This window comes from Lutibacter flavus (assembly GCF_900188355.1).
Taxonomy (GTDB): Bacteria; Bacteroidota; Bacteroidia; order Flavobacteriales; family Flavobacteriaceae; genus Lutibacter; species Lutibacter flavus.
Genome location: NZ_FZNX01000007.1, coordinates 65,404 through 78,687, shown reverse-complemented (window position 1 = coordinate 78,687; position 13,284 = coordinate 65,404). Strand labels below are relative to the sequence as shown.

Sequence of the window (13,284 nt, the reverse complement as noted above, 5' to 3'; positions counted from 1 at the left end):
ATTATGAAAAAAAACATTGACATTAAATTACTTAAAATTTTAATTCTATTTTATACAATCACCTCAATAATTTCCCTCTTAAAAAAAGTTTATTTAAAGGTTAATGGTTACAGCTATCAGTATGCAGAATGGAAAGATATAATTCTGGAAGGTTTTCTATTAGATTGGGTGATTGTAATCCTTTTTATGAGTTTAATCGCAATTACTACCAAAATGATGATTAATCAAGAAATGAAATGGAAATTTATTATCTCTATTCATCTCTTTTTCTCTTTATTTTTAGGTGTTGCAATTTACTTTTTTTCTTCTATTGTTTATTTGATTACCGGACAAATCTCACTCGCAGAAATAGACATTAAAAGTCATTTTGCAGGTATCGTATCTGTGGTGGATTTAAACTTTCTTATTTACTTTTCAATGATTAGTATTGTATATTCTTTTTACTATTTTGAAAAAACCAAGAAAATAGAATTAGAAAAATCTCAATTGGCAAATCAACTTACAAATGCCAAAATGAATGTGTTAAAATACAAACTTCACCCTCACTTTTTATTTAATACACTTAACAGCATTTCTTCTCTTATTGAAACCGACACAAAACTTGCTCAAAATACGGTTGCTGATTTTGGTGATTTATTAAGAGATTTGTTAGACTTAAAAGATACCAACTTAATTCCTTTAAAAGAAGAAATTTCAATTTCAAAAAGGTATTTAGATATTATGACCTTACGTTTTTCAGACCATTTAACAATTAATATAAATTATGACGAGTCGTTAAATAATATTTTAATTCCTAGTTTAATTTTGCTTCCTATAGTAGAAAACTCTATTAAACATGGATATTCTTACGATATTACCAATTTAAAAATACAACTTTCAATTATTAAAAAAAATGATAAAATAATATTTACAATTGAAAATAACGGGGCTCCTATAAAAACTAAAAGAATAAAATATAGCAACGGATTACAAAATACTATTGATAGATTAAAAATACTTTATAATAATCACTTTTCATATTCTATGAAAAACCTTAAAAATAAAGAAGGGGTAGTCACAAAAATTGTAATTCCTTTAATGTCAACAAAGTAAATTGTATTTTTTTTCGAATAAAATCATTTATTTTTGTTAAAACACAGTTAATATTCTGTTAATTGTGTCACATAAATTTAGTAAAATCGTCTTTCTATTATACATTTAACTAACCGAAAAAGTTTATCATGAGAAATTATATTTATTTTTTTATTTTCCTATTGCTTAGTTCAACAGTTAATGCAAATAATGACAATGACACTTTAAATATAATTTCAAATACTCAACCAACAAAAAAGGTTAAATCCAGTTCTAAAAAAACAATTAAAAACAATTCATTCATTCATTTTAGTAATCCTTATAAGTTAAATACATTTTGCAGATTGATCCAAGCTGGAAATTATGATGCTGTTAAAAAATGTATTAAAAAAGGGTTTGACATTAATGAAGAGTCAATTAGATTAACACCTTTAATGTATGCTGCAAGACATAATAGAATAGAAATTGTTAAATTACTTATAGATAATGGTGCTAATCTTAAAATAAAAGACAATAAAGGACATACAGCTTTAAAATGGGCAAAACTTTCAAACGCTACGGAATCTTATAATATAATTTTTAATGCTTTAAAAAAGAATAAACACTAATTTTCTCTATTTGAAATAGTTTCGGTACTTTTATTTTTTATATGATAAAAGCAAGAATGAGTATCATAAAAGATCAATTAGGAAGAGAAATTACTTTAAAATCCGTACCAAAAAGAATCATCTCTTTGGTTCCATCTCAAACAGAATTATTATGTGAATTAGCATTAGAAAATGAATTGGTTGGCATCACTAAATTTTGTGTACATCCATATCATTTAAAATCTACGAAAACAATAGTTGGAGGCACCAAAAAAGTAGATATTGAAAAAATAAAAGCACTCAATCCAGATTTTATACTGTGCAATAAAGAAGAAAACACGTATGATTTTCTTCCTGAATTAGAGAAAATTGCCCCAACTTATTTTTCAGATGTAATTTCAATTCAAGATTCTATAGATTTAATATTAAGGTTGGGATCCATCTTAAACAGAAGAACAGAAAGCGATAATCTGGCTCATAAAATAGAATTTAAATTAGTAGATTTTAAACATTTTATAAAAGATAAACCTTCAAGAAAAACAGCTTATTTCATTTGGGCAAAACCTTGGATGGTTGCGGGAAACGACACTTATATAAATGAAATGTTAAAACTTAATAAGTTTGAAAATATTTATGCTAACATGAGTCGCTATCCAAAAGTTGAAATTGAAAAAATTAGATATGAAGGCGATCCGGATGTTATAATTTTATCGTCAGAACCTTTTCCCTTTAAAGATGAACATGCTATGGAAATTGGAACTTATACAAATCGCTCCATAACTGTTTTTGGAGATGGTGAAATGTTTAGTTGGCACGGATCCAGATTGCTTTTAGCTTTTGACTATTTTAAAGAATTACATAAAAAATTGGAAAGTCATTTTTAAAAAATAAGTTAGAACAAAAAAACCCGTCAACCTGAATTTATTTCAGGTTCACATAATATTGAACTCATAAAATATGGGTGAGATGCTGAAACAAGTTCAGCATAACGAGAAAAAAAAATTAAAAGCCTTTCAAAAATTTGAGAGGCTTTTAACTTATTAAGAAATTCTATTTGTCTTGTAATGCAAATACCTTCTTCAATAAATCTGAGGTTCTACTACTTACCTTTTCTCTTATTTCCTTTTCCTCAACTTCTACCATAGTAAAAACTCCTTTTAAAGCCTCTCCAGTTACATAATCCGTTAAATCAGGATTTACATTGTTTGTTAAAGGAATACTGTTGTATTTTGTAATTAAATCATTCCAAATTTTATCAGCACCAACTTTTTGAAATGAATTATTAATAATAGGATGAAATTTTTGATACAATACTTCTGAAGTTGCATTTTGTAAATATATGGTTGCTGCATTTTTATCACCTAATAAAATATTTTTTGCATCGGTAAAAGACATTTCTTTAATTGCATCAACAAAAATTGGAATTGCTTCTCCAACCGCATCTTCCGCTGCTCTATTTAATACTTTTAAACCTTCATCAGCCAATTTTGATAAACCGATAGAACGTAACGTGTTATCAACTTTTTGTAGTTCTTCCGGTAATAAAATTCTTGTCAATTCATTTTTGAAGAAACCATCTTCAACTGTAAGTTTAGTTACTTGATTTGTAATTCCGTTATTTAAAGCTTCTTTTAAACCACCAGCTATTTGGTCATTTGTAATCACTCCATTTGGTAACTGATTTAAAACTTGCTGCAATTCTGAACAAGAAGTTAATTGAAATACAACAACTAATAATAGGATTCTTTTTTTCATAGTTTAATTTTTGAATTTAGTTTAGATAATAGCTTTTATTTGGAAGTATTTCCAGTTTTTTTGTTAAATCCAAAGGGGCAATGCCTACAACCATTTTTACAACAATAACCTCTTTTTAAATGGTATTTTTCCGTAAAAACTCGATAACCTTCTTTGGACAAGTAGAATTCGTCTGACTCTAATTCTGAAAAATTTTTATTATTCATAGATTTTGCAATAATAATCAATTATTTCTAATGATTTCAACCAATATTAGTTAGAAATTTATTAAAATTAAAGATTAATTAGTATTTCATTACGATAAAATACAGCATTTAAGATTATCTAAAATTTATAAAACAAATTTATTATATAAAAATAAAAAAATAGTAACAACTGCTGCCGGAGCTCCAATTAAACATTATGAAGATTCTCAAAGTGTTGGAGCAAGAGGCCCGCTTTTATTGCAAGATTACTTCTTACAAGAAAAACTGGCACATTTTAATAGAAAAAGAATTCCAGAGAGAATTGTAAATGCGAAAGGATCTGGTGCTTATTGAAATTTTAACGAAACGCATGATATTTCAAAAAATTCACACGAGCTAAATTAAAATGAAAACGATGATGATTACTTTACTCAGCCAGGAAATCTTTTTAGAATTATGTCTCCCAAAGTTAAATTAAATATTATAAGCAATATTGTAGGAGCTATGAACGGAATTTCTGGTATTAAAAAGGATGAAATTGTAAACAGACAATTATGTCACTGGTTTAGAGATGACGCCCAATTAGGAATGAGGATTTCCAAAGGTTTAGGTGTTGAAATAGATCCAAGTTTATTAAAACAAGCTTATTGTCTTTAAACAAAAAAGAGCGACTTTTAAAAGTCGCTCTTTTTTATTTAATAATATCTTAATTATAAAGCAGGAGGGTAATTTTCCATAATTTGAGCAACAAATTCCTTTATTCTTTCTTCTTTTTTAGCAACATTACCAGTAGTTGTTAAACCACCACTTCCAATTCCTTGCCATGCCAATTCTTTCTTTTGTGCATCAATTAAATCAACAAACAAAGTTCCTTCTGTATATTTCGAAATTCGCATCCCAAAATTTGGCCCATAATACCAAGGATGCCAACCCATATAAAAATTATTGTTTTCGTAAATATCGACTTTCTGTCTTGACTTAGTGAAAATATTTACTAAAACATCTGGACTTTCAGATTTTGTAAATCCTTTAGCTAACATTTCGGACTCTATAGCTTTTAAGATTCTGCGCTTATCTAAATCTGAAATTTCAACTTTATCAATGCCTTTTTTATAAAATGCAAAAGTTTTGTACTTTGAAAAATCTGTTGTGGTATCATAATCAGATGTAACTCTAACTGAACTGCATGAAGCTACTAAAAAAAGTAAGACTAACGGAAGTAATTTTATGGCTTTCATTTTATTTAAATTTTTTATTATTAAAACAAATCTTTTAATAAGGTATCATCAACTAAGTTCGGTAACGTAACTTTCAATTTAGAATTAACTTCCATTGCTCTTTTAATTGCGAAAGTTGCACCTTCATTACGAGCCCAATTTCTTCTTGAAATACCATTATTCACATCCCAAAAAAGCATACTTTTCAATCGCTTTTCTGCTTCTATACTACCATCAAGAACCATACCAAAACCACCGTTTATTACTTCTCCCCATCCTACTCCACCTCCGTTGTGAATAGAAACCCAGGTTGCACCTCTAAAACTATCTCCAATTACATTTTGTATAGCCATATCTGCGGTAAACTGAGAGCCATCGTAAATATTCGATGTTTCTCTATAAGGAGAATCTGTTCCAGAAACATCATGGTGATCTCTTCCTAAAACAATTGGAGCTGAAATCTCATTATTTTTTATTGCGTTATTAAAAGCTTCAGCAATTTTCATTCTCCCTTCGGCATCAGCATACAAAATGCGTGCTTGAGATCCAACAACTAATTTATTTTCTTGTGCCCCTTTAATCCATTGAATATTATCAGACATTTGCTGTTGAATTTCTATTGGAGAGTGCTTTTTTATTTCTTCTAAAATGTCACAGGCAATTTTATCTGTTTTTTCTAAATCAATAGGATTTGCACTTGTACATACCCATCGAAAAGGACCAAAACCATAATCGAAACACATAGGTCCCATAATATCCTGAACATATGAAGGGTAAGCCCATCTCTCTGTCTCTTCCCCAAGGGAAGAGATTATTTCTTTATTACAAAAATTCCCTTTTGAGTTTAAATATATATCGGCTCCTGCTCTACTTGCTTCTAACAAAAATGCATTTCCATAATCAAAAAAGTAGGTTCCTTTAGAGGTGTGTTTATTTATTGCCGTTACTTGCCTTCGTAAACTTTCCTGAACTTTTTGTTTAAATAATTTTGGATTTGAAGACATCATATCATTTGCTTCTTCAAAAGAAATTCCAACTGGGTAATAACCTCCAGCCCAAGGATTATGTAACGACGTTTGATCGGAACCTAAATCTACATATAGTTCAACTTCTGCAAATTTTTCCCATACCTCAACAATGTTCCCTAAAAAGGCAATAGAAACAACCTCTTTGTTTTCTTTAGCTTTTTTAACTCTACTAACTAATTTCTCTAAATCCGTAAATTTTTCATCAATCCAACCTTGAGAAAGTCTTATTTCAGTAATTTTAGGATTTACTTCAGCACAAACAGTAATACAGCCAGCTATATTTCCAGCCTTTGGCTGTGCTCCACTCATACCGCCTAAACCAGATGTTAAAAATAATTTTCCAGCTAAATCTTCATTATTTTTCGCAATTTTTCTACCTGCATTTAAAACCGTAATAGTTGTACCATGTACAATTCCTTGGGGCCCAATATACATGTAACTCCCCGCTGTCATTTGTCCGTACTGGGTTACTCCTAAAGCATTATATTTCTCCCAATCGTCCTGTTTACTATAATTTGGAATCATCATACCATTTGTAACAACAACGCGCGGCGCATTTCTATGTGAAGGAAATAAACCCATTGGATGCCCAGAATAAATAGCCAAAGTTTGTTCTTCATCCATTTCGGACAAATACTTCATAGTTAATAAATACTGTGCCCAATTTTGAAAAACAGCACCATTTCCACCATAGGTAATTAACTCATGTGGATGTTGAGCAACAACATAGTCCAAGTTGTTTTGAATCATGTGCATAATCGCTTTTGCCTGTTCACATTTCCCTGGATATTCACTTATTGGCCGAGCATACATTTTATAATCTGGCCGAAAACGATACATATATATTCTACCGTATTCCATTAATTCTGAAGCAAATTCTTTAGCTAAAACAGCATGATGTTTAATATCAAAATAACGCAAGGCATTTCTAATCGCTAATTCCTTTTCGCTTTTAGAAAGGATATCTTTTCGTTTAGGTGCGTGATTTAATAAAGTATCGTATTTTTTTACTGAAGGTAATTCAGAAGGAATACCTTGTTTTATAATTTCTTTAAATGTCATTTGGTAGTATATTTTTAATTTGAAACAATTAACTTAATGCCAGAAATTAAAAACTATGGATATCTTATATCAACTCTAAAGTGAGTTAATGCAATGCATTTTTTATATTTGAAATGTAAAATATCCAAAATAGTTACTTTTAATTGGTATTTCACAAATATAAGTCAAATTGGTTTGATTTTTGAAATTGTTTAAGTGTAATGATTCTAATTTTTAAATATATAATTCCAAATAACTATTGTGGCTTAACCATTTATCCTTTTATTTTTTTAAAAAATAAAACTTTAAAAAAAGATGAAATTTTAATGAATCACGAAAAAATTCATTTAAAACAACAACTAGAATTACTTTGGATCTTCTTTTTTATATGGTATTTTACAGAATATCTTGTTAGAGTTATTCAATATAAAAACCACTATTTAGCCTATAAAAATATTAGTTTTGAAAAAGAAGCCTACCAAAGCGAAGGAAATTTAGCTTACCTAAATAACAGAAAAAGTTTTAATTTCATTTTTTATTTTAAGTTGTAGGGTACAATTAAATAATTGAATTCTTCAAATATTCGTTAGGTCAATTAAGTTTTAAATGTCAGTCTGAGCTTGTCGAAGACATTTTTCACTTACACTTCGACAAGCTCAGACTGACAAAATTATATCGTGTTATCATTCAGAATGAATTACATCCAACAAACTGTTTTAATTAAAAACAACCGTTTTATTATTGAATACTAACACTTTTCGTTTAGTATGTAATTTTAATGCTCTTGACAATACTATTTTTTCTAAATCTCTACCTTTTAAAATAAAATCTTTAATGGTATGTGTATGCGAAACACGTGTAATATCCTGCTCAATTATAGGACCTTCATCTAAATCTTCTGTCACATAATGACTGGTTGCACCAATAATTTTAACCCCTCTTTTATAAGCCGAATGATAAGGTTTTGCACCAGGAAATGCAGGTAAAAATGAGTGATGGATATTAATGATATGATTTGGATATTCTTCAATTAATTTTGAAGATACAATCTGCATATATCTAGCCAATACAATAAAATTCACTTTAAATTCTTTTAATAAATTTAATTGTATATCTTCCGCTGCTTCTTTTGTTTCTTTGGTTACTTTAATATAATAATATGGAATATTAAAGCTTTGAGCTATATGCTCTAAATCGGGGTGATTGCTTATAATTAACGGGATATCTACCTCTAATTCGTTAGCACTGTATCTGCTTAAAATATCATACAAACAGTGTTCATATTTGGAAACAAAGATTGCCATTTTTGGTTTTACATCAGAATCATACAAATGCCAATTCATTTCAAATTTATCACCAATAACTTCACTAAAAACGTCTTGAAATGCTTGTACCGCAAATGTACTTTTTGAAAATTCACATTCCAAACGCATAAAAAACATATTATCTACCCTATCAACGTGTTGATCTATATATACAATATTACCCCCTTGCTGAGCAATAAAATTTGTAACTGAAGCAATTATTCCTTTGCTATCATTACAATTTATTAGAATTGTTATTCCTTTCATGAGCCTACATTATTTGTTTTAAACGATAACTTGCAGTTCGCTATCAGTCATTCCCTTTGTAAAATAAACTTTTTAGCATGCTCGTTTTATTTCAAAAAATTTAAGTATCAAAATTAGATAAAAAACATAAGGCAACCGCTACTTTTAAAATTCTTATCCATTTAACAATTATTACTTAATATTTTTAAAAATTTCATAAATTGCAGTCTAAATATGAGCTAATTTTACGAAATGATAAAAATAACCACATACAAACCAATTAATAAAGTCCGAATTGTAACTGCTGCTTCTCTTTTTGATGGACATGATGCTGCAATAAACATAATGCGTAGAATTATTCAGGCAACCGGAGTTGAAGTAATTCATTTAGGACATGACAGAAGCGTTGAAGAAGTTGTTAATTGTGCTATTCAGGAAGATGCAAATGCAATTGCGATGACTTCTTACCAAGGTGGGCACAACGAGTATTTTAAATATATGTGCGATTTATTAAAAGAAAAAGGTGCTTCTCATATAAAAATATTTGGCGGTGGAGGTGGTGTAATTCTTCCTACTGAAATAAAGGAATTAATGGATTATGGTGTAACTCGCATCTATTCTCCAGACGATGGAAGAGAAATGGGTTTACAAGGAATGATAAATGACATGATTGAAAAAAGTGATTTTCCTAGCCCATCCTTAATCCTTCCCAAAGGGAAGGAAATTATTGACAGCCTAAAAAATAAAGACGTAAATACTATTGCTCGCCTAATTTCAATAGCTGAAAACAGAAATGAAGAATTTCAAAAACTTTTTTATCCTCTTATAGAATTAGGAAAAAACATACCTGTTTTAGGAATTACAGGTACCGGAGGTTCTGGAAAATCATCAACGGTTGATGAATTAGTTAGACGATTTTTAACTGATTTTCCTAAAAAAACTATTGCAATTGTATCTGTTGATCCTTCAAAACGAAAAACTGGCGGTGCATTATTAGGTGATCGAATTAGAATGAATTCTATAAAAAATGAACGTGTTTATATGCGATCATTGGCAACGCGTCAATCTAATTTGGCATTATCAAAACATGTTAGTGATGCTGTTTCTGTATTAAAAGTTGCTGGTTTTGATTTGGTGATTTTAGAAACTTCGGGTATTGGTCAAAGTGATACTGAAATTTTAGATCATTCTGATGTTTCTTTATATGTTATGACTCCTGAATACGGTGCTGCAACACAATTGGAAAAAATTGACATGATTGATTTTGCCGATGTAATTGCACTTAATAAATTCGACAAAAGAGGCTCTTTAGATGCCTTACGTGATGTTAAAAAACAATATCAACGCAATCATAATTTATGGGACAGTGCTATTGAAACAATGCCTGTTTATGGCACAATTGCATCTCAATTTAATGATCCAGGAACCAATGAATTGTATAAAGTTTTAATTGAAAAACTAAACAAAAAAACTCAGGCTAATTTTAAGAGCACTTTTAAAAGCACAGGAAAAACAAGTGAAAAACAATTTATAATTCCACCAAATAGAACCCGATATTTATCTGAAATAACCGAAAATAATAGAGCTTACAGCAAAACAAGTCTAGAGCAAAAAGAAATTGCTCAAAAATTATTTGGAATTTATAAAACAATTGAATCTGTTTGTTCAATTAAACCTGAATTAATTAAAATCGGATTAAATGAGGATGAGATTCTGAAACAAGTTCAGAATGACGATACCAAAATATTGGCATCACTACTCCTTAAAGAATTTTCACGAGTAAAAATGGATTTAAATCCATACAACTGGAATATCATTTTAAACTGGGAAACAAAAAAACAATCCTATAAAAACGAGGTTTATTCCTATAAAGTTCGTGATAAAGAAATCAATATTAAAACGCATAGCGAATCGCTTTCTCATATTCAAATTCCGAAAATTTCATTACCAAAATATGAAGCTTGGGGTGATATTTTATTGTGGTCTTTAGAAGAAAACGTTCCTGGCGAATTCCCATATACTTCTGGGCTTTTTCCTTTTAAAAGAACGGGTGAAGATCCAACAAGAATGTTTGCTGGCGAAGGTGGGCCAGAACGTACAAACAGACGTTTTCATTACGTAAGTTTAGGTTTGCCTGCAAAGCGTTTATCTACCGCTTTTGATTCAGTAACTTTATATGGAAATGATCCTCATATTAGACCCGATATTTATGGTAAAATTGGTAATGCGGGAGTTTCTATTTGTTGTTTAGACGACGCAAAAAAACTGTATTCCGGTTTTGATTTGACAAATGAAATGACTTCCGTTTCAATGACCATTAATGGTCCTGCTCCAATGATGTTGGCCTTTTTTATGAATGCCTCCATTGATCAGGAATGTGAAAAATACATCCTTAAAAATGGATTAAAAGCTGAAATTGAAGCGAAAATTTCTTCAATTTATAGAGAAAAAGGTGTTGAGCAGCCAAAATATCAAGGTGAACTTCCTGAAGGAAATAGCGGGTTAGGTTTATTGCTATTAGGCGTTACCGGAGATGAGGTTTTACCAAACGAAGTATATCAAAAAATTAAAACTGAAACAATTTCAAAAGTACGAGGAACTGTTCAAGCCGACATTTTAAAAGAAGATCAAGCTCAAAATACGTGTATTTTCTCAACTGAATTTGCGCTTCGCTTAATGGGTGATGTTCAAGAATATTTCATTGAAAAAAATGTGCGTAACTTTTATTCGGTTTCAATCTCTGGATATCATATTGCAGAAGCTGGCGCCAATCCAATTTCTCAATTAGCGTTTACTTTAGCAAATGGATTTACCTATGTTGAATATTATCTATCTAGGGGAATGGATATCAATAAATTTGGTCCAAATCTATCCTTCTTTTTCTCAAATGGTGTAGATCCTGAATATGCTGTAATTGGAAGAGTTGCCCGTAAAATTTGGGCAAAAGCAATGAAAAATAAATATGGAGCAAATGCCAGAGCACAAATGTTAAAATATCATATTCAAACATCTGGTAGAAGTTTGCATGCTCAAGAAATTGACTTTAACGATATAAGAACCACATTACAAGCACTGTATGCAATTTACGATAATTGCAACAGTTTACATACCAATGCTTATGATGAAGCAATTACAACACCTACTGAAGAAAGTGTTCGAAGAGCAATGGCAATTCAGTTAATTATAAATAAAGAACTTGGACTAGCTAAGAACGAAAATCCAATACAAGGTTCGTTTATTATTGAAGAATTAACCGATTTAGTTGAGGAGGCAATTTATAAAGAGTTTGATAGGATTACTGAACGAGGTGGAGTGCTTGGCGCTATGGAAACGATGTACCAACGCAGTAAAATCCAGGAAGAAAGTTTGTATTATGAAACTTTAAAACACAACGGAAAATTTCCTATTATTGGAGTAAATACATTTTTAAGCAGTAAAGGTTCACCAACTGTTTTACCTCAAGAAGTAATAAGAGCAACTGAGGAAGAAAAACAGTATCAAATTAAAGTAGTTGAAAATTTAAATCTTGGAAATGCTTCAAAAGCTGAAGAGCATATTAAATCGTTGAAAGAAAAATCTATTAATAATGAAAATATTTTTGAGCAATTAATGGAAGCCTGTAAAGTTTGTTCTATTGGTCAAATTACAGAAGCCTTGTTTGAAGTTGGCGGTCAATATAGAAGGAATATGTAAAATTATTTTCTTTAGGAAGGAAACTTAAAATCTTGAATTAACGTTTAGATTATAATAAAGTATTAAATGAATAAAAGCTTAAATAATTTAGTGAATGCAAGCATTGAAAATTTGGCTATCAAAATTAAAAGCATTGATTTAAATACTTTAAATATTTCAGAATACAATAAAAATTATTTACAAAAATATATTAATAATTATACATTTTATATGGCGCTTTATAAGCAGCTTTTAATAAAATCAATAAATAAACTTAAAAGACCTATATCTGAAAGTGTTTTTATTGATTATGGCGGTGGATGTGGAATGCTATCATATTTGGCTTCCGAAATAGGATTTAAAAAAATTGTTTACAACGATATTTACGATGTTTCTTTAAAAGATGTTCAAATAATTTCGAATGCATTAAAAACCAAGATAGATTATTTTATATTAGGTGATGTTGAAGTTTTTGTTAGTGAGATAAATAAACTAGAAATCCAACCTGATTTGATTTGCTCTTTTGATGTTTTAGAACATATATACGATTTAGAAAATTGGTTTAGAAATATATCCAAAATAACCACTAATTATTCATTACTATTTATGACTAGTGCCAATTCTAAAAATCCATTTGTAGTAAATAGATTAAAAAAACTACATATAAAAGCCGAATACAAAGGTTCATCTAAAACAGCAGGATGGAAAAACCGAGATTTAAATTCCTCCTTTTTAGCTGCTCGAAAAAAAATAATTAAAGACAACTTTCCTTTTTTAAAAAACTCAGAAATTGAATTACTATCTAATAAAACAAGAGGACTACAAATAAATGACATTATAAATGTTGCAAAACATTTCATTGAGTTTAAGGAAATTAAATATAAAATTAATCATCCTACAAATACTTGTGATCCTTACACTGGTAATTGGACCGAGAATTTGATTGATTTAGAATATTTAAAGAAAATGATAGAAACAATTGGTTTAAAAGTGACTTTTACAAACTCTTTATTTAGTTATTCAAATAATAAAGTGTTAAATATCCCTAAAAACATTTTAAACTTCATAATCAAAATATTAGGAACTAAAAATCTTATGTTTTCACCAACTTACACTCTTGAAGTAGAAAAAAATTAAATTACAGAAGCCTTCTTTGAAGTTGGTGGTCAGTATAGAAA

Annotated in this window: 11 protein-coding genes and 2 pseudogenes; 8 read left to right on the top strand and 5 right to left on the bottom strand. The window is 29.4% G+C overall.

Annotation, left to right across the window (positions count from 1 at the left end):
* Positions 1–3 precede the first annotated feature (3 nt).
* The 3 genes from CHB63_RS16500 to CHB63_RS16490 all read left to right on the top strand — a co-directional run bounded on the left by CHB63_RS16500 (position 4) and on the right by CHB63_RS16490 (position 2,542).
* The gene (locus CHB63_RS16500) at positions 4–1,092 is read left to right on the top strand and encodes a sensor histidine kinase (RefSeq protein WP_089379595.1); all 1,089 of its coding nucleotides are present in this window, start codon (positions 4–6) and stop codon (positions 1,090–1,092) included.
* A gap of 128 nt (positions 1,093–1,220) precedes the next feature.
* Positions 1,221–1,679 (top strand): ankyrin repeat domain-containing protein, encoded by a 459-nt coding sequence (locus CHB63_RS16495; RefSeq protein ID WP_089379594.1) that lies wholly within the window; start codon positions 1,221–1,223, stop codon positions 1,677–1,679.
* 56 nt (positions 1,680–1,735) lie between these two features.
* Positions 1,736–2,542, top strand: coding sequence for an ABC transporter substrate-binding protein (locus CHB63_RS16490; RefSeq protein ID WP_089379684.1), 807 nt, complete (start codon positions 1,736–1,738; stop codon positions 2,540–2,542).
* Positions 2,543–2,708: 166 nt separating this feature from the next.
* On the opposite strand, the gene CHB63_RS16485 is transcribed toward CHB63_RS16490, so the two are convergent.
* Together CHB63_RS16485 and CHB63_RS17230 are read right to left on the bottom strand one after the other, a co-directional pair.
* Positions 2,709–3,413, bottom strand: coding sequence for a DUF4197 domain-containing protein (locus tag CHB63_RS16485; RefSeq protein ID WP_089379593.1), 705 nt, complete (start codon positions 3,411–3,413; stop codon positions 2,709–2,711).
* A 35-nt stretch (positions 3,414–3,448) separates the two neighbouring features.
* Positions 3,449–3,619, bottom strand: coding sequence for a DUF5522 domain-containing protein (locus tag CHB63_RS17230; protein WP_176420426.1), 171 nt, complete (start codon positions 3,617–3,619; stop codon positions 3,449–3,451).
* 159 nt (positions 3,620–3,778) lie between these two features.
* Here CHB63_RS17230 and CHB63_RS16480 point away from each other — a divergent pair.
* Positions 3,779–3,949 (top strand): annotated as a pseudogene (locus CHB63_RS16480) (catalase); the annotation flags it as partial.
* A 72-nt stretch (positions 3,950–4,021) separates the two neighbouring features.
* Positions 4,022–4,255, top strand: a pseudogene (locus tag CHB63_RS16475) (catalase-related domain-containing protein); the annotation flags it as partial.
* A gap of 53 nt (positions 4,256–4,308) precedes the next feature.
* On the opposite strand, the gene CHB63_RS16470 reads toward CHB63_RS16475, so the two are convergent.
* Positions 4,309–4,836 carry a DUF4136 domain-containing protein gene (locus CHB63_RS16470; protein WP_089379590.1) on the bottom strand — a complete coding sequence of 176 codons (528 nt, stop codon included), beginning with the start codon at positions 4,834–4,836 and terminating at the stop codon, positions 4,309–4,311.
* A 20-nt stretch (positions 4,837–4,856) separates the two neighbouring features.
* Positions 4,857–6,905: a urocanate hydratase gene (locus tag CHB63_RS16465; RefSeq protein WP_089379589.1), complete on the bottom strand. Its 2,049-nt coding sequence runs from the start codon at positions 6,903–6,905 to the stop codon at positions 4,857–4,859.
* A 305-nt stretch (positions 6,906–7,210) separates the two neighbouring features.
* Here CHB63_RS16465 and CHB63_RS16460 point away from each other — a divergent pair, with 305 nt between their 5' ends.
* Positions 7,211–7,435: a hypothetical protein gene (locus CHB63_RS16460; RefSeq protein WP_317043623.1), complete on the top strand. Its 225-nt coding sequence runs from the start codon at positions 7,211–7,213 to the stop codon at positions 7,433–7,435.
* Positions 7,436–7,600: 165 nt separating this feature from the next.
* Here CHB63_RS16460 and purU read toward each other — a convergent pair whose 3' ends face one another.
* Positions 7,601–8,455, bottom strand: coding sequence for a formyltetrahydrofolate deformylase (gene purU, locus CHB63_RS16455; RefSeq protein WP_089379587.1), 855 nt, complete (start codon positions 8,453–8,455; stop codon positions 7,601–7,603).
* A gap of 231 nt (positions 8,456–8,686) precedes the next feature.
* Here purU and CHB63_RS16450 point away from each other — a divergent pair, with 231 nt between their 5' ends.
* Both CHB63_RS16450 and CHB63_RS16445 read left to right on the top strand, forming a co-directional pair.
* Positions 8,687–12,127 (top strand): methylmalonyl-CoA mutase family protein, encoded by a 3,441-nt coding sequence (locus tag CHB63_RS16450; RefSeq protein WP_089379586.1) that lies wholly within the window; start codon positions 8,687–8,689, stop codon positions 12,125–12,127.
* 66 nt (positions 12,128–12,193) lie between these two features.
* The gene (locus CHB63_RS16445; protein ID WP_089379585.1) at positions 12,194–13,243 is read left to right on the top strand and encodes a methyltransferase domain-containing protein; all 1,050 of its coding nucleotides are present in this window, start codon (positions 12,194–12,196) and stop codon (positions 13,241–13,243) included.
* The last annotated feature ends 41 nt before the right edge of the window (positions 13,244–13,284 follow it).